Annotated in this window: 20 protein-coding genes; 7 read left to right on the top strand and 13 right to left on the bottom strand. The window is 34.4% G+C overall.

The features are described 5' to 3' along the window. Positions 1–13 precede the first annotated feature (13 nt). From MHH58_RS02565 to MHH58_RS02555, 3 genes are all read left to right on the top strand, one after another. A complete protein-coding gene (locus tag MHH58_RS02565) occupies positions 14–388 on the top strand; it encodes an ArsR/SmtB family transcription factor (protein ID WP_247352887.1) in 375 nt (124 codons plus the stop codon). Next, entirely contained in the window at positions 381–2,783 is a 2,403-nt protein-coding gene (locus MHH58_RS02560) for a heavy metal translocating P-type ATPase (RefSeq protein ID WP_341344945.1), read from the top strand. The genes MHH58_RS02565 and MHH58_RS02560 overlap by 8 nt, the downstream gene beginning before the upstream one ends. 117 nt (positions 2,784–2,900) lie before the next feature. Next, positions 2,901–3,515, top strand: coding sequence for a CadD family cadmium resistance transporter (locus MHH58_RS02555; protein WP_247352883.1), 615 nt, complete (start codon positions 2,901–2,903; stop codon positions 3,513–3,515). A 248-nt stretch (positions 3,516–3,763) separates the two neighbouring features. Here MHH58_RS02555 and MHH58_RS02550 read toward each other — a convergent pair whose 3' ends face one another. The 3 genes from MHH58_RS02550 to MHH58_RS02540 form a co-directional block, all read right to left on the bottom strand. Beyond that, complete coding sequence (locus MHH58_RS02550; protein WP_247352881.1) at positions 3,764–4,708, bottom strand: cation diffusion facilitator family transporter; 945 nt, start codon at positions 4,706–4,708, stop codon at positions 3,764–3,766. A gap of 24 nt (positions 4,709–4,732) precedes the next feature. After that, positions 4,733–5,032, bottom strand: coding sequence for an ArsR/SmtB family transcription factor (locus MHH58_RS02545; protein ID WP_247352878.1), 300 nt, complete (start codon positions 5,030–5,032; stop codon positions 4,733–4,735). Positions 5,033–5,173: 141 nt separating this feature from the next. After that, on the bottom strand, positions 5,174–5,485 hold the full coding sequence (locus tag MHH58_RS02540; RefSeq protein ID WP_341344944.1) for an ArsR/SmtB family transcription factor: 312 nt from the start codon (positions 5,483–5,485) through the stop codon (positions 5,174–5,176). Between the two features lie 120 nt (positions 5,486–5,605). On the opposite strand from MHH58_RS02540, the gene MHH58_RS02535 reads away from it, so the two are divergent. Next, a complete protein-coding gene (locus MHH58_RS02535; protein ID WP_341344943.1) occupies positions 5,606–6,262 on the top strand; it encodes a DsbA family protein in 657 nt (218 codons plus the stop codon). Positions 6,263–6,264: 2 nt separating this feature from the next. Beyond that, positions 6,265–6,684: a disulfide oxidoreductase gene (locus tag MHH58_RS02530; protein WP_247352872.1), complete on the top strand. Its 420-nt coding sequence runs from the start codon at positions 6,265–6,267 to the stop codon at positions 6,682–6,684. A 521-nt stretch (positions 6,685–7,205) separates the two neighbouring features. On the opposite strand, the gene MHH58_RS12425 is transcribed toward MHH58_RS02530, so the two are convergent. The 10 genes from MHH58_RS12425 to MHH58_RS02480 all read right to left on the bottom strand — a co-directional run bounded on the left by MHH58_RS12425 (position 7,206) and on the right by MHH58_RS02480 (position 16,802). Then, entirely contained in the window at positions 7,206–8,081 is an 876-nt protein-coding gene (locus tag MHH58_RS12425; protein WP_445922970.1) for a universal stress protein, read from the bottom strand. Between the two features lie 64 nt (positions 8,082–8,145). Further along, a complete protein-coding gene (locus MHH58_RS02520; RefSeq protein WP_341344942.1) occupies positions 8,146–8,928 on the bottom strand; it encodes an ABC transporter permease in 783 nt (260 codons plus the stop codon). Then, a complete protein-coding gene (locus tag MHH58_RS02515) occupies positions 8,925–9,707 on the bottom strand; it encodes an ABC transporter permease (protein WP_341344941.1) in 783 nt (260 codons plus the stop codon). The genes MHH58_RS02520 and MHH58_RS02515 overlap by 4 nt, the downstream gene beginning before the upstream one ends. Further along, positions 9,700–10,683, bottom strand: coding sequence for an ABC transporter ATP-binding protein (locus MHH58_RS02510; RefSeq protein ID WP_341344940.1), 984 nt, complete (start codon positions 10,681–10,683; stop codon positions 9,700–9,702). Before MHH58_RS02510 ends, MHH58_RS02515 begins: the two co-directional genes overlap by 8 nt. After that, on the bottom strand, positions 10,667–11,518 hold the full coding sequence (locus MHH58_RS02505) for a UPF0489 family protein (RefSeq protein ID WP_341344939.1): 852 nt from the start codon (positions 11,516–11,518) through the stop codon (positions 10,667–10,669). Before MHH58_RS02505 ends, MHH58_RS02510 begins: the two co-directional genes overlap by 17 nt. A 4-nt stretch (positions 11,519–11,522) precedes the next feature. Continuing rightward, entirely contained in the window at positions 11,523–12,680 is a 1,158-nt protein-coding gene (locus MHH58_RS02500) for a YcaO-like family protein (RefSeq protein ID WP_341344938.1), read from the bottom strand. A 76-nt stretch (positions 12,681–12,756) separates the two neighbouring features. Next, positions 12,757–12,891: a hypothetical protein gene (locus MHH58_RS02495; protein ID WP_341344937.1), complete on the bottom strand. Its 135-nt coding sequence runs from the start codon at positions 12,889–12,891 to the stop codon at positions 12,757–12,759. 464 nt (positions 12,892–13,355) lie between these two features. Beyond that, positions 13,356–13,976, bottom strand: a complete 621-nt coding sequence (locus MHH58_RS02490; RefSeq protein ID WP_341344936.1) for a CadD family cadmium resistance transporter — start codon at positions 13,974–13,976, stop codon at positions 13,356–13,358. Next, the gene (locus tag MHH58_RS02485; protein WP_341344935.1) at positions 13,973–16,441 is read right to left on the bottom strand and encodes a heavy metal translocating P-type ATPase; all 2,469 of its coding nucleotides are present in this window, start codon (positions 16,439–16,441) and stop codon (positions 13,973–13,975) included. Before MHH58_RS02485 ends, MHH58_RS02490 begins: the two co-directional genes overlap by 4 nt. Then, on the bottom strand, positions 16,434–16,802 hold the full coding sequence (locus MHH58_RS02480; RefSeq protein WP_247352459.1) for an ArsR/SmtB family transcription factor: 369 nt from the start codon (positions 16,800–16,802) through the stop codon (positions 16,434–16,436). The genes MHH58_RS02485 and MHH58_RS02480 overlap by 8 nt, the downstream gene beginning before the upstream one ends. 883 nt (positions 16,803–17,685) lie before the next feature. Here MHH58_RS02480 and MHH58_RS02475 point away from each other — a divergent pair. Together MHH58_RS02475 and MHH58_RS02470 are read left to right on the top strand one after the other, a co-directional pair. Next, complete coding sequence (locus tag MHH58_RS02475) at positions 17,686–18,012, top strand: ArsR/SmtB family transcription factor (RefSeq protein WP_341344934.1); 327 nt, start codon at positions 17,686–17,688, stop codon at positions 18,010–18,012. 331 nt (positions 18,013–18,343) lie between these two features. Then, the gene (locus MHH58_RS02470; protein WP_026858752.1) at positions 18,344–20,257 is read left to right on the top strand and encodes a heavy metal translocating P-type ATPase; all 1,914 of its coding nucleotides are present in this window, start codon (positions 18,344–18,346) and stop codon (positions 20,255–20,257) included. Positions 20,258–21,098: the final 841 nt, after the last annotated feature.

The raw sequence follows: 21,098 nt of genomic DNA, 5'->3' as shown, positions 1-21,098 counted from the left end.
GAGGTTGAATAATATGAGTAGTAAAGATACTTGTGAAACTTTTTGCTATGACGAAGAAAAGGTCAATCGAATACAAAATGATTTACAAAACGTTGATATTTCTGGTGTTGCTCAGCTGCTAAAAGCCATCGCAGACGAGAACAGAGCTAAAATTACGTATGTTTTATGCAAAGAAGATGAATTATGTGTCTGTGATATCGCCAACATCATAGACGCTTCAATCGCAAATACTTCTCATCATCTCCGAACGCTTAATAAGCAAGGCATCCTCAAGTTTAGAAAAGAAGGTAAGCTTGCTTTCTATTCACTGGACGATAATCATATTAGACAAATATTAATGATTGCACTGGCTCATAAAGAAGAAGTGAAGGTGATGGCCAATGTCTAAACAACAATCAGCATTAATAGGTGAAGAGAAAAGTACATATCGAGTTCAGGGTTTTTCGTGTGCGAATTGCGCAGGAAAGTTTGAAAAAAACGTCAAAAACCTGCCGAATGTGCAGGACGCAAAGGTGAATTTTGGTGCTTCTAAAATTTCAGTCTTTGGTGAGGCGAGTGTCCAAGAACTCGAGAAAGCGGGTGCTTTTGAAAACCTTAAAGTGCTACCGGAGAAATCAAAACGACGAGCACCAGAAATCACTCAAGATAAAAACGTGTATCATGTGAATGGTTTCTCATGTGCCAACTGCGCGGGTAAGTTTGAAAAAAACGTCAAAAATCTGCCGAACGTACAGGATGCAAAGGTAAATTTTGGGGCATCTAAAATTTCAGTCTTTGGTGAGGCGAGTGTCGAAGAACTCGAGAAAGCGGGTGCTTTTGAAAATTTAGAAGTAGTCCCTGAAAAACCTTTTAAATCTTCTGCTGTAGAAAATACGAAAAAAGAAGAGAGAATTCCATTTTATAAGAAACATAGTACCCTACTTTACTCAGCACTGTTTATGGCACTTGGTTTTCTGTCCATGGCTGTCAACGGGAATGAGAATATAGTTACAGCATTACTTTTTATTACCTCGATGATTGTCGGGGGCGCAACAATGATGAAAACTGGACTTCAGAATCTCGTCCGGCTTGATTTTGATATGAGAACATTGATGACAATTGCCGTCATTGGTGGCGTGTTAATAGGAGAATGGGCAGAAGTTTCAATCGTTGTCATCCTCTTTGCACTGAGTGAATCATTAGAACGTTTCTCTATGGAACGGGCAAGAAAGTCCATTACTTCATTGATGGATATTGCGCCAAATGAAGCGTTGATTAAACGTAATAATCAAGAAATGACGGTGCATGTCGATAACATTGCCGTCGGTGATATTATGATTGTCAAACCCGGTCAGAAAATTGCGATGGATGGTGTGATTGTCGATGGTTCTTCATCTATTAATCAAGCAGCAATTACTGGCGAATCTTTACCTGTAGAAAAATATAAAGATGATGAAGTATTTGCAGGGACAATGAACGAAGAAGGGTTTCTTGAAGTAGAAATTACTAAACTCGTTGAAGATACGACGATTTCTAAAATCATTCACCTAGTTGAAGAAGCACAAGGTGAACGGGCACCTGCACAAGCGTTCGTAGATAAATTTGCGAAGTATTACACACCTGCAATAGTCGCCTTAGCCGCACTTGTTGTTGTTGTTCCCCCGTTATTCTTTGGAGCAAGTTGGGATACTTGGATCTACCAAGGTCTAGCAGTACTTGTCGTCGGTTGTCCTTGTGCACTTGTGATTTCCACACCAATATCTATCGTATCCGCGATTGGTAATGCAGCTAAGAAAGGTGTGCTCATCAAAGGCGGTATACATTTAGAAGAAATTGGCGCATTAAAAGCAATTGCATTTGATAAGACAGGCACATTAACTAAAGGTGTACCGGTTGTGACTGATTTTGAGATAATTAATGACCAAACGGATAAACACAACATGCTGTCTATTATTACTGCACTAGAATACCGTTCACAGCACCCACTCGCTTCTGCAATTATGAAAAAAGCAAAAGATGAAAATGTTTCTTATGCTAATGTGCCTGTAGAAGATTTTTCCTCTATTATGGGACAGGGCATTACCGGAAAAATAGACGGAATATCATATTACATTGGAAACTCAAGACTGTTTACAGAGTTATCCAGAAATAATTTTACTAAAAGAATTGAAAGTACAGTGAAAACTCTTCAACAACAGGGAAAAACTGTCATGTTGGCAGGAACGAAGAATGGTATTCAAGCCATCATAGCAGTGGCAGATGAAGTCCGTGAAACCAGTCAAGATGCCATTCGCAAACTACATCAAGCAGGTATTGAAAAGACGATTATGCTGACGGGTGATAACGAGAGTACTGCGAATGCGATTGGTGAACAAGTCGGTGTCACTGATGTAAGGTCAGAACTGATGCCTCAAGATAAACTTGACGTCATCAAACAACTAAAATCCAAGTTTAATCGAGTGGCAATGGTCGGAGACGGTGTCAATGACGCACCTGCTTTGGCAGCTTCCACAGTCGGCATCGCTATGGGTGGAGCCGGCACGGATGCAGCACTTGAAACAGCCGATGTTGCGCTGATGGGAGACGATCTGAATAAACTGCCTTTCACAATTAAACTGAGCCGTAAAACGTTGAATATTATTAAAGCGAACATTGCTTTTGCAATAGGTATCAAAATCATTGCGCTCCTTCTAGTAATACCGGGTTGGCTGACTCTTTGGATTGCGATCCTTTCAGATATGGGTGCAACCGTGCTCGTCGCATTAAATAGTATGAGACTGATGAGAGTTAAAGAAGATGAATAAATTCTTTAACAGACATTTTTTCTTTGATGCAATAAAGAGCAATTACTACTAAACAGATTCGAGAAAGGACATTCTCTTAACTGAAAAGTCCTTTCTCATGAATACTGGAGGAAGAAAATGATAACAACAATATTTACAGCAGCTGCAGTCTATATAGCGACAGGCATTGATTATCTTGTGATTTTAATCATTTTATTTTCACAAATAAAAAAAGGTCAATCAAAACATATATGGATTGGCCAGTATTTAGGAACAGCAATTATTATCGCAGTGAGCCTTTTAGTGGCCCTCGGCGTTTCATGGTTAGTCCCTGAGCAGTGGGTGTTGGGTCTGCTTGGACTGATTCCCCTTTATCTGGGCATTAGGATTTGGGTCAAAGGAGGAGAAGAGGGAGAAGAAAGTGATATTTTATCTCTATTTTCTTCTGATCGATTTAATCAGCTATATTTAACAGTCGCCTTTATCGTGCTTGCTTCCAGCGCAGATGACTTTTCGATCTATATCCCTTACTTCACTGCATTAGATGCGATGGGTATTCTGATTGCTATTATTGTCTTTTTAATTATGGTCGGGGTTTTATGCTATGTCAGTTATCGCCTGGCATCTATAGATTTTGTATCAGAAAAAATTGAAAAATATGAACGTTGGATTGTACCCATTGTCTTTATAGGGTTAGGCATTTATATCATGTATGAAAATGGCACATTCAATGCATTATTATCGAATTTTTAAATACCTATTAAATAGCGCTTTTAAAGAGTAGAGAAAAAGACCTAAAGTACAAAATATAATCAAAAGCGACACATTAGAGTTGGAAGCTGCCCGAAATGAGAGATTGAACGCTAAAAGATAGATGACGACGCCAGAGATGAACTATTCCTATAATCAGCAAAAAGTGACCCTAAATATAACTATTATTGAAAAGACGAATAAACACCGGAATCAGATTATGATTCCGGTGTTTATTGTTTTCTTTATGTTTAATGTGCATGGCCGTGATGTTGTCCTGTCTCTGATTCGAATTCTATATCGCAGATGACTTCATCACCATGCTCGTGATCCTTACATTCTATCTGTATCGTGACGTGGCCAATATTATTCTGCTCAAGTTCATCTTCAATCTTGTGAAGCAGCATTTGAGATTCGTGCACTGTCATCCTGCCATCCACTACAACATGGGCGGACAAAGCATTCATACCGCTTGTAATGGTCCATGCATGGAGGTCGTGGATGCCTTTAACCTCATCAAATCTTTTAATGGTGGATATGACATCTTTAAGGTCTACATTCACCGGGGCCCCTTCCATCAAGACATGGAGCGAGTCTTTTGTCACACGCCAGCCGCTGATCAGAATGAGCATCGCGACAATCACACTCGCAAGCGGATCGGCGATGCCCCAGTCAAAGAATATCATCAGTAATGCCGCAATGATGGCACCGACTGAACCAAGCAGGTCGCCAATCACATGCAGGAATGCCGCCCTAATATTCAGATTATCTTGTGTATTACCACTGCGATGCAACATGAATGCAACAATAATATTTACGATTAACCCGACAATCGCAATGCCGAGCATGCCAAATGATGCCACTTCGGGCGGATTTTGAAATCTTCCGATGGCTTCATAAAATATGAAACCTGAAATCAATATCAAAGTCACACCATTAAAAACTGCTGCCAGTATTTCAAAACGTTTGTATCCGTACGTCTTACTGTAATTTGCCACTCTTTCACCGAGCGTCAGTGCAACAACAGCCACTCCGAGTGATATGGAATCACTTAACATATGCCCCGCATCAGCGAGCAGTGCCAGACTGTTGGTTAAAAATCCACCGAAAGCTTCAACAATCATAAAGAATGTAATAATAATAAACGCTATAACCAATGTTTTTTTATTCGTATCATGTGCATGATTGTCACTCATCTCTTTAACCTCCCGAAATCATTTTTAGTCGTGTCTCGTGTGGCTGATCATCTGATCTAACATTAACATCACGTGTTTATCATCGTGTGAATAATATATTGTCGTGCCTTCTCTTCTGGATTTGACCAGCCTTAAATTTTTCAATGTCTTCAGCTGATGGGATACTGTTGACTGCTTGATATCAAGTGTTTCAGATATATCTCCGACCGAATGTTCATCATTAAATAAGTAAGCTAGAATTCTGATTCTTGTCGGGTCACCGAGTGCTTTGAATGTCTGTGACACCGAATCAATTATTTTACCATCCAGCTCTTTATAATCCATAAGCTCACCTCCTATGGTACTTTCGTCTATATATCTATATATTAACATATATCAATATATAGACACATGCATTATGACTGGATAAATAAATTTTGCCAACCACATTAGAACATAATAGAAATTTGCCAAATCATATCAAGTTTAAACGATATGATTTTGGCAGTTTGCGTTACTTGGTAGGTATTTAATAACATCGTCAATATTTAGTAATAATTCTTTGATTTTATCATTACGCAATTGGTAATAGATATACTTTCCTTCTTGGCGACCACTAATTAAACCGCATCCTTTTAAACATGCAATATGTTGTGAAACGCTAGATTGGCTTGTATCAACAGCAGTTAATATTTGACTGACACTTCTCTCTTTTTCAATAAGATAATATAAAATTTCTATACGTGTTTTATGAGAAAATCCGTGTAGAAATTCTACTTTTTTATCAATAGTGGCCATTTTCATTTACGTTCCTTTCTTTTTACATTAGAAGATATTAATATGTTGTGATATATTCATATTAGATTTAATTAATATGAAAATCAAATCTAGATTTTTTATTTTTATAAGAGGTGCATAATGGTTAAGAAAATTGTTTTTATTGCAACAGCATTTATTGGATTGATTATACTATTGGTTATAATGAATTATTCAGGACATCCTTATGAGGATGAACAAGTCTTTGACAACACTCCAGAGATTGAAGGGCAACCTACGACTGGTGAAACGGATGCACCATTAACAATTGTAGAATTTGGAGACTTTATGTGTCCCGCTTGTTATGCATGGGGAGAAGAGATTTATCCTCAAATTCAAAAAGATTTTATTGATAAAGGTGAAGCACAATTCACTTATATCAATACACCTTTTCATGGCATGCCATCTGAAACAGGTGCATTGGCTGCAGAATCTGTATTTTCCAAAGCTCCAGAAGATTACTGGGACTTCCACCATGGATTATTTGATGAACAAGATAGTGAAAATCATCATTCTAATTGGCTAACAGATGAAGTGATTTCTGACATGGTAGAGACGCATACTTCACTGAATGCGGATGATGTACTGAGTGACATTAAAGATGAAGCACATCGAGCGGAAATTGATTATGATGAACAAATGATTTCAGAATATGGAGTTGGACTTACACCGACAATATTTATCAATAATGTTAAGATTCAAGATCCTTTCGATTATGATGAAATCAAAGAAACAATCGATAATGAGTTGGATAATTAATTATGGAGAATAAAAACACATTATTATTTTATGCTGCGTGGATTGTTTCAATTGTTGCAACATTAGGTAGTTTATACTTTAGTGAAATCAGAGGTTTTATCCCTTGTGAAATGTGTTGGTATCAAAGAATACTAATGTATCCATTAATTTTGTTCTTAGGTATTTCGGTCTTCCGTGGTGATTTTTATTTAAAATGGTACATACTTCCAATATCTATTTTGGGAATAGTGACAGCATCAATACATTATATGGAGCAAAAAATTCCAGGTTTTGGTGGTATTAAACCTTGTTTAGATGGTGTGCCATGCAATATTGAATACATCAACTATTTTGGATTTGTGACAATACCATTTATGTCATTGATTGCTTTCATACTGATTACATTATTTTTACTTTTCAGTAGAAAAGAGAGATTAAATTAATTGCTAACACTATATAAAATTCCTAATAAGGTATTACTTTTTCGGATAAATAGTATTTTTCAGGAATAACGTTAAAGGTTTAATTTCTCAATATTTAAATGAGAAATTAGGCCTTTTTAAATTCACTTATAATAAATAAATTTAAAATAATCAAAGGAAATTTAATGTCCTCTTAGAGTAGACCCTAAATAGATTTTAGTAGGATGTCCATTTTATTTACTATCACTTTCGTCTTTATTTCGCGCTTTTTACATGTGAATGAGGAAGCTCCAATACCCTATTTTTTGAAAAGGATATTGGAGCTTTTTTGTACTTATAGCACCTCTCGGTTAGTGATGATATATGGGCTGCCAACTTTAATTTTAAAGACAAACAGAATAGCAATTTGAACGTATTTTTCTTTCTAGAAAATTGACCTACTCTTGTGATGCTTCTAAACTTCTTTAAAATAAGGATTCTGAATGTAACTTAATTAGACTAATATTACATTCAATTCCTGCAATCTTGCTTATTAACTTGTTCTATATCGATACTTTGTCTAATCCAAAATATTCCATTAGAGAGAGCATACCTCCCTCTCTATCCCATCTATGATATTCTTCAAAAACTGCCTTAATGTCATGTTCATAACGGTCTTCTACAAGATACTTTATGTAAAGAAAACTTCTCCAGTAATCAAACATGATGCTAGACAAACTGGCTGTATATGAGTTGTTTCCAAAATCATCAAGAGACCGTCCGCAATATACTTCAGTAAATACGTCTACTAATTCTTTTTCGATTGCTGATATTGTCTCAAACTCATTTTTAGTTAAAAGGAGCTTTCTCGGTAAGTACTCACACATGCCCTCCTCAAACCATATATCATCTTCGAATTCATCTAAAAACAAATCTGAGTGATGGGTCAATTCGTGGCCTAATATTGTAAGTATGTGATTCTCAGAAAGTTGTTCGTAAAATCGTTGGATAAGAGGAAGATCTTTCCCATCCATTTGTTGGATAAATAGCTTTCTCCAAGCTTTTACATCTGGTGTTATGTAAATCGTGTCTTTATTCGTAAATGCAGGAATCGGCAGATCAGAAAAAATAGATGTTGCTATTTCTGCTAATGTCCAAATCACACCTTCTGGTTTATCCACTAAGTCATATTCTTCTTCTAAGACTGTTTGGTAGTCATTTAATCGTTCACTAAAAAACTGAATAATATCCTGGTACTTTTTATATTCCTCTATGTCTTCAAAAGCATAAATGTGTTTCGACACTTTATGGCTGACACTGCCCATGACCATCTCTTGCAGGCTATTTAATCTTCTGTTACCAAGTACAACCAACTGGAATTGTCCTTTATTAGCAAAGCCGACAACTATTTCATTGGGTGTATCTTGTTCGTAATACACTTTGTAAGGGATATTTTTTTCAATTATTAATATTTTTCATTGTATACAAGCAATTTTCCAATTATTAATTAGTAGATAAATATTTCTTTAACCCATACTTCCATTGTTTATTAGAAATATATCTAAATATAATTATATATACTAAAAGGAATATAGATAAATATATATATAAGGCACTAGAATTTATAGCAATAACACTAGAATTTGTGATTACAAACATTGGCATAACAAATGTAAGAGCGAAAGAAATATATTTCGGGTATATGCTTGCGGGTCGACTTGCTATATCTAATAGATATTCAGGAATTCCTAAAATCATTCCTGGCTTTTCAATCCAAAAACATAAATTTACAATTACTTGGTTTATATAGTAATATAATATAGTTCCAAAAAAGATCAATATAATAGCTCCATAAAAATCAATAAATGTATACTCAATATTTAAAATTGAAAATATTATAATACTTATAGGCAGGATAAAATTTATTAGAGAAGGAATATCTAATGATCTAAAGTTTATTAAAAAATTAGAGTCTATTGGTCTAATCAAATCATAATCTAGTTCTCCTTCTATTATCTTATCTGCTAGTTCTTCATGAGAATTAATAAAAAACAGTTGATAGCTATATTGTATAAAGTTATAAACTCCCAATATATACATTACTTCATAAAAGTTGAACCCACCTAATTCTTCAGTGAACTGAAAGAATACAATAGTAGATAACACATCGATAAATGTAAATAGAAAACCAAATGCAACTACGAGAAAAGTCGTCATTCTGTAATGAGTAAGTGTTTTAAAACTAATCTTTAATAAATATAGATAAACATGTAATTTTCTTCTCATAAACCTATCCCCTCGTATTTCTTCATACCTTTATTCCATAAAAACTTCTCTAATAATATGAAAAATACTAACCAAGCTACGGTAACTATAATATATATTACAAATTTAGATAAAGAAACTTCACCCATAATAATCTGAATATTAACGAAACCAAAAAGTGCAAAGGGGGTGTATTGTAATACAGAAAATAAAGCAGTAGGTAAAATATCCAAAGGAAAGAATCCTCCACCAAATAGTAAAAACAAAGAATTAAAAAGTGGTTTAAGTGGCCAAACGTGCACTAACCAAAATGTCATATCCCCAAATGCTTTACAAAAATAAAAAAATAAGATTAGTGATAACGGGAAATATAATAGTGAATACCATGAAAAATTCAAATCATCTATAACATTCAAAGCAATTAGTAATGAAATAACTAAAATAAATATTAATAGTTCTATAATTTTTTGAGATATAAATATTGAAAATAAGTCTAATATATAACTTAACGGTCTTATTAGAAAGTGAGATAGTTGGCCATCTTTAATATGCTTTGCCTGTCTGAATATGAAGCTTATATTCATGACTATACCTATAAATGTTACAAGAAATATGTACGTAATCATATCATTTTTCGTATAACCCTGGATATTTTGAGTGTTTCCAGTATATATAGCTTCCCATATAAAGATAACTAATATTAATTGAAATAATTGAACTATGAAATTACTTATGAATTGGAATCTATAAACAGTGAGTATATTTATATATACACCTATTATCTTTAATATTTTAATCATAATCTTCATCTTCTTTGAATATATTATATATAAGTTCTTCTAAAGGAACTTTAGAAATTTCTATATTACTATACTCTATTTCATGTAAATCTAAGTAACTCATTAATAATCTCACCTTATTAATAGGTATGTGAAATTCCACTCTGTTTTCATTACTTACTTTATATTCCAAATTCGATTTATTTAAACTATTTAAATCAAAATTTTCTATTGTAATTTTAACTTTGAAGAGATCAGTTAAGTTTCCTGCTAACTTGTCTTTGGGCCCATCAAACTTAATTTCTCCTTCTTTAATTATTACTAATCTATTGCATGTCTCATCTATATCCGACATATTGTGACTAGTAATAATTATGGTTGTCTTTCTGTTTTTATTTAATTTCACTAAAAATTCTCTAATATTTTTTTGACTGATTAAATCTAGTCCTATTGTTGGTTCATCCAATATTAATATTGGTGGATAATGAATAATAGAAGCAATAATTTCAAATTTCATCCTTTGACCTAAAGATAGTTTTCTCACTGGTGTATGTAGTAAATCTTTTACTTTCATCATTAAAGTAAGTTCTTCTAATCGGGAAATAAAATCTGGATAAGGTATTTCATAAATTATTCTTAATAAATTTATGCTATCCATCGCCGATAAATCCCAAATTAATTGGCTTTTTTGTCCTATTACTACTCCTATGTTCTTTAAAAAATGATTGTCTTTCTCATAGGGTGTAAAACCATTCACATTTATTTTTCCTTCAGTAGGTGTTAATAGACCAACCATACATTTTATAAGTGTAGTTTTCCCTGCACCATTCATTCCTAAAAGCCCTACTGTTTCTCCTTCTTTAATATTAAGATTTATATTTTTAAGAGCTTCATTATAGTAATACTTTCTATTCATTAAATCTTTGACGGTATTAATAAATCCACTTCTTCTATCATATGTTTTATACTTAAAATCTAAATCATTGATTTGTAACATCGTTAATATCCCACCACATCTCTATATTTCCATCATATAACTCAGCAAGCATTTCCAAAACTTTTTCATGAATATATTTATAGTTATTTTGATTAGTGTAACCACTGTAAATAGATCTTGAAATAATAATAAATTTTGGTTCAACATTATTGTTTTCTAAATATTTTTCTAAAAATTCTATTAAAATATCTATAGAATCTCTATCTCTAAAACCATTTGTGTCCTCACCATCTATGTTATTAAATACTAGATAATATTTATTGTTTTTTATATGTGCTTTTATTTGACTACCAAAATTTAAACGAACTTTATGATACTTATTATTCATAAAATTATTATATTCTTTTTCTGTTATTTCGATAGTAGCGCTTTCTCCCTCATCATTATCAAAAGCAAAAAAGTCTAAGTCTATAGATAGAATAATGTTAGCCATATGTTCTAATTTAGTAAATAAATTTCTTAAAATAAATATATTATTTGTTTTATTCATAATTTCAAATTGTGGTTTTAATATTATATTTGATTTATTATATTCTTTTACTATTGATATACTTTTATCAGAAATACCATGGTTATTATTAATCCATAACACGTTGTTAATAGCTTTTAGATGTACTAATGGAACAATGAAATCTGATACTCTCAAATCATTATATGTTATACGTTTATCATCAGTTAATGTATTATTATTAAATTTATCTCTATTTACAATTGCTCTACCTAAGTCGTGATGTTCATCAACATTAATCAAATTGTATTTTATATTTTCTTTTCTATACTCTTCTCTGATAATAAAAAAAGCTTCGTGATGCTCATTAATAAGATAAATTTTCATATTATTAATTCAACCTTTCATAACCTCGAGATCTTGGTAGAACTGGTTGTCCATATAATACTAAATGGAAAGTTTCAAACATTGGAATTTTAACATGTAAACAACAGTATTCGTCATTTTCTTCTAAAATATGATAAAAAATATGATATCCTTTCTGATTTAATATATTAGAAAGGATACGCACTAAATCTTCTACATCATAATGAGTTATTAATTTTGTATCATGATAATCTACATAATTTATATTAGCATTAGAAAAATCTAATAGAAAAATTTTATTTAGTTTTGGATAATTTTTATATAGCATTAAAGTATCTTCATTCTCTTTTTTTATAACATCACTTTTCATACTTACTTCTATAAGTTGAATACATTCATAAATAGACCTCTCAATTGCATACTTTTTAAATAGTGAGGATCCTGCACCATACATTGGAAATATATTATTTTCTTTTGTTGCAACAGTCATAAATGTAGGAACATTAAACTCATTACTTAACATTATTATTTTTATATCTTCATACCCATAGTCTCTGATAATTTTTAATAAATTAATTAAATCATTATCAAGATTGCTATTGTTAAGGACATCTATTTCACAAAAATTATTTAAAAAATAATCTATCAGAAACATAGAAATTGAATCTCGTTCTATTAACTCTCCCAAGGAATGAAGAAGTGCTTCATCAAAAGTACTACCTATTGAAGTCCCATTATTAGTACTGTATTTGTTTATAGGGGCACGTGATTTAATAAAGTCAGGATTTACTAATAATTCAGGAACTAATAATTTACTGTCATCGTTAAAATTTAAATACTCTCTACACAAAAAATCTTCATTATCTGATAACTTTAGGAGACTAATGTCATCCTTATTATATTCTTCGTAACTTTGGATTATATAATCTTTACTTATAGTTTTTAAGTTTTCATTATTATTCTTAAGAGAATAATGTTCTACACTTTCAAATAACGAAGATATTATTGCTTGTTCTTCAAAACCTTTTCCTATTCCTCTATCAACTTCCGTTCCATCCTTTAGTAATTTTGCTATATATGTATTACTTGATAACTTATCTAAATCAAATTCTAATCCTAATTTTTCTACAGCTGAAATTATATTTTTTTTTGCATACTTTAATTCTAATTCTCTTTCTAACATTTTATCTCTCCTTTCACTAATACATTCACTAATACATTTTGAGAAATGTATTAGTGAATGATAAGTTACTACTTCTTTACTGGTAGAGGTTATTCATTTTTGATAACTCTTCATAATTAAAGAGTTTCATTTTTGCTAAAAATAGTTCAAAGTCAATCTCGTCAACTTTTGGAAATGTAGGTCCTGCAATTTCTGATCTTCTTCTACCCATTTTAATCACCTCTCCTTTCAACCTCTATATTAGGATATAAACCCTTTTATGTAAACCCTTACATTTTAAATATTCAGATATTTATTTTTAATTAATATTAAGTTGTGTTTGTTATAGGTAGATCCTAAATAGACAACACTAGAGTGTCTCTTTCACCGATGAATTGCATATATTTTAAATACTATTTTGCACATACTACTTTAGAACCCAGCTTGTCTTCTTACTAAGACAAGCTGGGTTCTTTAATTATAATGCAAATTATCGTCTGAATTAGTGCAGAATAATTACGAAAGTGACAGAAGGGGTAACCGGATGTGAATCGGTGATTAAAGTTTAGCAGACCTTTGTCTTAAATCTGGGTGTGACTTTTGACTATATTTTGCACTTATTTAAGTGATATTTTGCACTAAAATTAAGCCGATATCTCACATTAAAAGAGAGATATCGGCTTATAAAATTTTCTATTAAAATAGGAATGAGAACAGAGCGTTGAATGTGCCATTTTCAAATAGGATATAAATTCCTAATCCTATAAAGACGATTGGAACGATCCAACGTTCATATTTTTCGATTTTATCTGAAACAAAATTCAAGGAAGCCAATCGATAGCTGATTAGACATAGAACACCAACCATGATCATGAAAACAATGACGGCAATAATGATTTCCATCATATTTAAAGTCGTAAAGTACGGTATATAGATAGCGAAATCATCCGCACTGGAAGCCAGTACAATGAAAGTGACCGTTATGAATAATTGATTGAATCTGCCTGAAGAGAAAAGGGAGAGAATGTTGCCTTCATCTTCGTCTTCTTCACCTTGAATCCATATTTTTATACCCAGGTAAAGCGGCAGCAGTCCAAGCAAACCAATTACCCATTGCTGGGGAACTAGATTGGCAACGCCCAATGACACCAGAAGACTGGCGAGTATAATAATGACTGTCCCGATATACTGTCCAATCCAGATATGTTTGATCTGGTTCCTTTTCTTTATTTGAGAAAACAAAAGAATCAATATGACAAGATAGTCGATTCCTGTCGCAATATAAACTGCAGCAGCTGTAAATACCGTTACAATCACTTTTCCAACTCCAATATTTGGACATCAGTACTTTTATTTTTCTGGGAAGAATCCGAGATAAATTCATCTTCCTTCACACGCATAAGCCTCATACCATTGAGCGCAACTACCAATGTCGCTCCCATATCCGAAAGAATCGCAATCCAGAGTGTCAACCAACCCGGGATGACCAACAATAGAGCAATCAGTTTGATGCCAATGGCAAAAGCAATATTCGCTTTGATGATGTTCAATGTTTTACGGCTGAGTTTGATGGTAAAGGGCAGTTTCCTCAGGTCATCGCCCATTAAAGCGACATCTGCTGTTTCAAGAGCGGTATCTGTACCGGCGCCACCCATAGCGATACCAACGGTGGAAGCTGCCAGCGCCGGGGCGTCATTGACCCCATCGCCGACCATTCCCACATGACGATAATCAGTTTTTAGTTGCTTGATTACATCCAGTTTATCCTGTGGGAGTAATTCAGATTGAATATCTGTGACACCGACATGTGAACCAATCGCACGGGCAGTACTATGATTATCCCCCGTAAGCATGACTGTTTTTTCTATGCCTGCCTGATGCAGCTTCTGGATTACTGCTTTACTCGATTCGCGGACTTCATCAGCGACTGCAATGATTGCCTGAACTGCATTTTTCGTTCCTGCAACCATGACGGTCTTACCTTGTTCCTGAAGTGTTTTGACATCATTTTTAATTGCATCACTGAAATTAGCTGCTTGTATCTCTTCAAATAATGCCGGGCTGCCCACATAATACATCTCATCATTGATTTTACCCTGTATCCCTTTGCCAGTAATGGAAGAAAAGTCTTCGACAGAGATGTCAGTATAAGTAAGGTTATAACTGTCTGCTTTCTTTATAATGGCGGATGCCAATGGATGCTGGGAACGATCTTCCAATGCCGTGATGACTGCCAGCATTTCCTTTTCATCAATTGCATTGTCGACTAAATGATAATCGGTTACAACCGGAACGCCTTTTGTAAGTGTGCCGGTCTTATCAAATGCAATGGCTTTTAAGCCACCCATTTCTTCGAGATAGACACCGCCTTTTATAAGGATGCCTTTCTTGGCAGCATTTCCGATTGCGGAAACAATCGCTATCGGCGTGGAAATCACCAATGCGCATGGACAACCTACAACGAGGACCGCCAAGCCCTGGTATACCCAAGTGGACCAACTAGCACCGAAAAATAATGGGGGTACAATCGCAACCAGCACTGCGACACCCATAATAATTGGTGTATAATATTTTGCGAATTTATCAATGAATGCCTGTGCGGGGGCTCGCTCACCCTGCGCTTCTTCCACGAGATGAATAATTTTAGCAATGGTCGTATCTTCAACCAATTTAGTAATTTTGACTTCCAGTAGACCTTCTTCGTTTAGTGTCCCTGCAAACACCTCATCATCTAAGGATTTTTCAACTGGCACCGATTCACCTGTTATTGCTGCCTGGTTGATTGCAGAGTGACCATTGACAATTACACCGTCCATGGCAATTTTCTGTCCCGGCTTAACAACCATAATATCGCCCACTGCAATATCATTAACGTGAACTGTCACTTCCTGCCCGTTGCGTTTGACAAGTGCCTCTTTAGGGGCAATGTTCATCAATGAACTGATAGATTTTCTTGCCCGGTCCATCGAGAAACGCTCCAGCGCTTCGCTGATGGCAAACAGGATGACAACAATCGCGACCTCGGCCCATTCTCCGATGATGACCCCGCCAATTACTGCGACGGTCATCAGGGTTCGCATATCAAATTCAAACCGGACTAAATTCTGGAGACCCGTTTTCAGCATTGAAGCCCCTCCGACAACCATGGAAGTGATGAATAACAGCGGCGTAAGAATATTATCATCACCATTCACCAGCATTGAAATGAAGCCAAACGCCATAAACAGTAGCGAATAGAGCAGAGTGCTGTGCTTTTTATAAAATGGAATGGTTACTTCCTTTTCTTTTTTGTCTTGTCCACTTTCTTCTCCGGATTTCTCAGGTACCACTTTGAGGTTTTCAAATGCCCCTGCTTCTTCCAGTTCCTCAACCGTTGCAGAACCATATACAGAAATTTTTGATGCGCCAAAATTCACCTTCGCATCTTGAACTTCAGGTAGTTTCTTCACATTTTTTTCAAATGTACCAGCACAATTTGCACAGGAAAACCCCTGAACACGGTAAACATTTTTTTCTTTATTCACTTCTGGTTGCATTTGACGCCTAGACTTTTCAGGCACCACCTTGAGGTTTTCAAATGCCCCTGCTTCTTCCAGTTCCTCAACCGTTGCCGAACCGTATACAGAAATTTTCGATGCGCCAAAATTCACCTTCGCATCTTGAACTTCAGGTAGTTTCTTCACATTGCGCTCAAATTTCCCTGCACAGTTCGCACAGGAAAATCCCTGAACACGGTAAACACTTTTTTCTTCTTCAGTCAGCTCTACGATACCTTCAGACATGGGCCATCACTTCTTTCCTATGTATTAATGCAATCGTCATGATTTCCCTAATATGCTGATCTTCCAGAGAATAGAACGCAAGTTTGCCTTCTTTCCTGAATGTGACGATGCCTTCTTTGTAGAGAGTGCGTAAATGATGAGAAGCATTTGCTACAGTCACACCGAGTATATTTGCGATGTCACAGACACATAATTCCTCTTCCCGGCATAAGGAATAGGTGATTTTGGCCCTATTCACATCAGCGATGGCCTTAAGCATCTGTGATATACCGGCAATATCGACAGTTTGTAAATTCTCTTGCATCCGGTTAACCTTTTCTTCGTCATAACAAAAAACTTCACATGTTTCTTTTTTATTCATACATACACCTCATCATTCAAATATTTGTTTGAATATAGTGTATCATCTTATTTTTCTTTATTCAAGCAGATGTTTGAATAATAAAGGGCCCTACCAACAAAACACGGAAAACATACGCTAAGGAAAATAATGCAATGAAAGATGATTTTCCAATCTCGAACAATTGACTGAATAATTACCCTGTCGTGATATGGATTGCTAAAATTATTGCGAACAGTATCCAAGTAAGCATACCGAACGCAGCTAAAAATAATTATTCCTTCAGGTATGTTATGTAGAAATAAGGTGGTCAACATGAAATTTCCCATACTTGTTCCAATTGTTGATCCAATCGCGATGCCAACAGGGAAATTATGAATTGCTATACTGGTAGTTAAAAGTACTCCCGATCGAACGAAAATATCTTTTTGATGACTATTAGTGATAATTGTAATTTTATCTATTAATAGATGAATGGATTGGAATAATACTAAGCCTATTGCTATTCCACCGATTTAAATTACCCACCCGCCTAATTCAATACTTTCTGGAATCATTTCAAAAAATAATAAACCAATTATAAGGCCTGCACATAATGAATAAATGAAGCCATGACCACTTTGAAAACCTTTCATTATCCAAGCGAGTCCACCGCCACACCAATTCAAAATGCAGAAGCGAATGCCGGATCATCCATACTGCACTCATCCCACTACTCTCCTTAAAAATGCTTTGTTTATTTTACGCTAAAAAATCAAAACAAAATATATGAATTCATATTAAATATTATTTGACTCTTTATTCAGATGATAATATCATATATATGAACATATATTAATATATGTAGATAAATAGTGATTATTATATAAGATTTGGACTTGAAACCTAAAGTGAGGGAAAAATAATGGAAGCAAAAAAAGAATTTGAGGAAGTAAATAATAAGGACTTAGATGATGAAACATTATTTGTCGTATCGCAAACATTTAAAGCGTTAGGTGATCCTACGAGAATCCGGATTCTCCATTCGCTCTTTTATAAGGAGTATTCGGTAAACGGTATTGCTGAAACGCTACATCTTAGACAATCAACAGTTTCCCATCAATTGCGGTTCTTGAAAAATTTACGGTTAGTAAAATTCCGAAGGGAAGGCACAACGTTGTTTTACTCCCATAATGATGAACATACTATGAATATGCTAAAACAGGCGATCGATCACGCCTATCATAACTAGTATTCCGTAAACCAGTAATGAGTGTTAATAGTAATTTACGTCATTAATATTGTTATATGATTATATAACAATATAGATTATAAGCGTATGAAAAGAGGGTTTTGCAATGGATATGGAAAACAAAAAACAGAATGGAAAGCGTTGTATGATATCTCGAAAGAAAGTGAGATGGGTGTAGCAGAGAGGGTTAGTGAATACGGTTGATAAATTCATAGGATGTATTATTGGAACAAAAAGTTTGGATGTGGTCAATTAACGTCCTGGTTTAGTTAAGCTTACTGCGAATATATTGGAACCCGATATATCATATTTATTTAGAAAGGTGATAGAAATGAAAAATATTCAAGAGCAACAAGCACACGAAAGTCATAGCCACGATCATACCCACGGAAAAATGCCAATTATTTCATATTTTATTGGCTTAGTGTTGGCTATAATTGGGCTTTTTTTAAGCGATGAAAATTTATTAATACAAAACATCTTATTTTCATTTGCCACAATCACAGCCGGCTACCATGTAATTCTTCTCGAAGGAATTGGAGAGACAGTTGAAAATACTAAATTAAAGGGGAAATTCACTCCTAATTCTCATATTCTAATGGGATTAGCTGCAATCGGGGCTTCTCTGATAGGGAGTTTTTGGGAAGGAACCCTTTTGATACTTATTTTTTCCGGCGCTCATTTTCTTGAAGATTACGCTGAAGGAAGAAGTAAAAGAGAAATTACTAAGCTACTCGAAATGAACCCAACGACAGCTAAATTAATTCTACCTGATGGAAACACAAAAATTGTTGATGTCAGTGAATTAAAAGTTGGAGATCAACTCCAAGTGCTGAACGGTGATCAAGTTCCAATTGATGGAATTATTTTATCGGGTACTACCTCAATTGATGAATCTTCTATTAATGGAGAAAGTATAGCGAAAGAGAAGTCTAAGGGTGACGAAGTTTTTGGAAGTACGATTAATGGAACAGGTACTTTTACTATGGAAGTCACTAAGGAAAACAAGGATACTGTATTCTCTAAAATTTTACAATTAGTTAGTCAAAACCAAGATAATCAAACAAAAGCTGCCAGTATCATTCAAAAATTCGAGCCTAAATATGTTAATATCGTTTTAATCGCAATACCATTAGTAATGTTACTTGCTCCTTTTTTATTTGATTGGACATGGTCGCAAAGTGTTTACAGGGGATTAGTGCTTTTAGTCGCAGCTTCACCGTGTGCTTTGGCAGCAGCTACTGTATCTGTAACATTATCTACAACATCTAACCTAGCTAAAAAAGGCGTGCTTTCAAAAGGAAGTACTTACCTATCACAATTAGCGGATATAGATGCAATTGCCTTCGATAAAACAGGAACCCTTACGAACGGAGAACCTAAAGTAACAAATTACTATTTCACTCATTCTGTGAACGAAGAAAATATTATTGATATTATAGTCGCCCTTGAAAAGGAATCCAATCACCCACTCGCTAATGCTATTTTAGAAAAATTTGAAGTTAAAAATAAAATAGGCATCGAAGTTACTAATCAAATTGGAAAAGGTCTGACAGGAGATTATAATGGAAAAAATTATCGTATTGGTAAGCCTACTTCTTTTGAAAGTGTTTCTGAAGAGTATACCCAGTTCAATCATGATTGGGCATCAGAAGGAAAGACGGTTGTATACGTAGCAGAAAATGAAGAAGTTATTGGGCTTATAGCTCTAATGGATATTCCGAATGAGCATGCTAAAGAAACAATTAATTACTTTAAAAAACTTGGTATCCACACGACTTTAATTACTGGTGATTCGGAAATGACGGGAAAAGCTGTAGGCGAACAATTGGGAATAGACGAAGTTATCGCTAATGTAATGCCTGAAGATAAATCCAGAATTATAGAAGAACAAAAAGAAAAATTTGGAGTTACTGCCATGGTCGGAGATGGTGTGAACGATGCACCGGCCCTTGTTAATGCTGATGTTGGTATAGCTATGGGGGGCGGTACTGATGTGGCAGTAGAAGTATCTGATTTGGTTTTAATGCAGAACAATTTATCTAAATTAGTACAGTCTCATAAAATTTCCTCAAATATGGGTCGTGTTATTAGGCAAAATATTATTTTTTCAATGGCAGTTGTTGCCTTTTTAGTTGTCGTTAGTTTGTTAGGATTAACTGATATTACAATCAGTGTAATTGTTCATGAAGGAAGTACTTTAGTTGTTATACTAAATGGACTTCGATTATTAAGATCTAAATAATGAACGAATCGATTGACATGAATGAACTTTGAAGTGTGGATTCTACAATGTTCCCATAACATTGGACACTAAAAAACAGAGCAATCTAATAAAGATGTTATGAGTAAAAACAATGCCTTGCATACCGTTTTTATCATACGGGCGGTCAAATAAGCAATTAAAGAGCATGGGAAGCATAAAATCATAAACAGTGACTTAAGGCAGCCAGTTTACATTCAAAAGTTACATTGACTGTATTAAAAGTTTCGAAACGATTAATATCCGTATGGGGGCAAGCGTCGAGCCAAAGATAATGCCAGGACAGAGCGTCTTTTTCCGTTCTTTTAAGTGGGAAAGGTTTTACCTTCTCTATGCCAAGACAGTCCCAGAGCTAAAAGGGCCAGTTGCTCTTTTTGGGCGTTTGTGAACGGTAATCGCAGGAAGGGGATTTTCCCAACCGCACCTGGTTTTCCATCACAATAAAGTTGGCGGCATTTGTTCTGATATTCTTGGGAATACTTACACTATGAATGGCCGTATTAAGTGATACAGGAGCTGCTATTATTGTAATACTGAATGCTCTCCGCCTTTTGAGGGTAAAAGAATAAAAGTAAGGATAACTAGGTAAAGCTGTTCAATCAAAAATTGAACAGCTTATTTTTCATCAAAATCAAAAACGTTTATTATAATACCTACACTTGTTCCGTTAAACGTACCGATTTTTAACCTTATTGTATCAGTAATATCTTGAAACGAAGTAAGCGACTAAAATTTCTCTTTTATCATACGGTTATAAAAATACACTTTTAAGAACGGTTTGAAAATTTTTGAAATAGATCAAAATAATCTTCTGGTTAAAAAA

This window comes from Jeotgalicoccus sp. FSL K6-3177 (assembly GCF_038050175.1).
In the GTDB taxonomy this organism is placed as follows: domain Bacteria; phylum Bacillota; class Bacilli; order Staphylococcales; family Salinicoccaceae; genus Jeotgalicoccus; species Jeotgalicoccus nanhaiensis.
This window is presented reverse-complemented; position numbering and strand designations above follow the sequence as displayed.

Coding starts and splice junctions, on each gene's coding strand:
- MHH58_RS02510 (WP_341344940.1), bottom strand. CDS start 10,683: ATGTTACAAATCAATGATTTAGATTTTAAGTATAAAACATATGATAGA.
- MHH58_RS02480 (WP_247352459.1), bottom strand. CDS start 16,802: ATGAATAAAAAAGAAACATGTGAAGTTTTTTGTTATGACGAAGAAAAG.
- MHH58_RS02485 (WP_341344935.1), bottom strand. CDS start 16,441: ATGTCTGAAGGTATCGTAGAGCTGACTGAAGAAGAAAAAAGTGTTTAC.
- MHH58_RS02520 (WP_341344942.1), bottom strand. CDS start 8,928: ATGAGAAGAAAATTACATGTTTATCTATATTTATTAAAGATTAGTTTT.
- MHH58_RS02560 (WP_341344945.1), top strand. CDS start 381: ATGTCTAAACAACAATCAGCATTAATAGGTGAAGAGAAAAGTACATAT.
- MHH58_RS02545 (WP_247352878.1), bottom strand. CDS start 5,032: ATGGATTATAAAGAGCTGGATGGTAAAATAATTGATTCGGTGTCACAG.
- MHH58_RS02550 (WP_247352881.1), bottom strand. CDS start 4,708: ATGAGTGACAATCATGCACATGATACGAATAAAAAAACATTGGTTATA.
- MHH58_RS02475 (WP_341344934.1), top strand. CDS start 17,686: ATGGAAGCAAAAAAAGAATTTGAGGAAGTAAATAATAAGGACTTAGAT.
- MHH58_RS02540 (WP_341344944.1), bottom strand. CDS start 5,485: ATGGCCACTATTGATAAAAAAGTAGAATTTCTACACGGATTTTCTCAT.
- MHH58_RS02530 (WP_247352872.1), top strand. CDS start 6,265: ATGGAGAATAAAAACACATTATTATTTTATGCTGCGTGGATTGTTTCA.
- MHH58_RS02495 (WP_341344937.1), bottom strand. CDS start 12,891: ATGGGTAGAAGAAGATCAGAAATTGCAGGACCTACATTTCCAAAAGTT.
- MHH58_RS02505 (WP_341344939.1), bottom strand. CDS start 11,518: ATGAAAATTTATCTTATTAATGAGCATCACGAAGCTTTTTTTATTATC.
- MHH58_RS02515 (WP_341344941.1), bottom strand. CDS start 9,707: ATGATTAAAATATTAAAGATAATAGGTGTATATATAAATATACTCACT.
- MHH58_RS02565 (WP_247352887.1), top strand. CDS start 14: ATGAGTAGTAAAGATACTTGTGAAACTTTTTGCTATGACGAAGAAAAG.
- MHH58_RS02535 (WP_341344943.1), top strand. CDS start 5,606: ATGGTTAAGAAAATTGTTTTTATTGCAACAGCATTTATTGGATTGATT.
- MHH58_RS02470 (WP_026858752.1), top strand. CDS start 18,344: ATGAAAAATATTCAAGAGCAACAAGCACACGAAAGTCATAGCCACGAT.
- MHH58_RS02500 (WP_341344938.1), bottom strand. CDS start 12,680: ATGTTAGAAAGAGAATTAGAATTAAAGTATGCAAAAAAAAATATAATT.
- MHH58_RS02555 (WP_247352883.1), top strand. CDS start 2,901: ATGATAACAACAATATTTACAGCAGCTGCAGTCTATATAGCGACAGGC.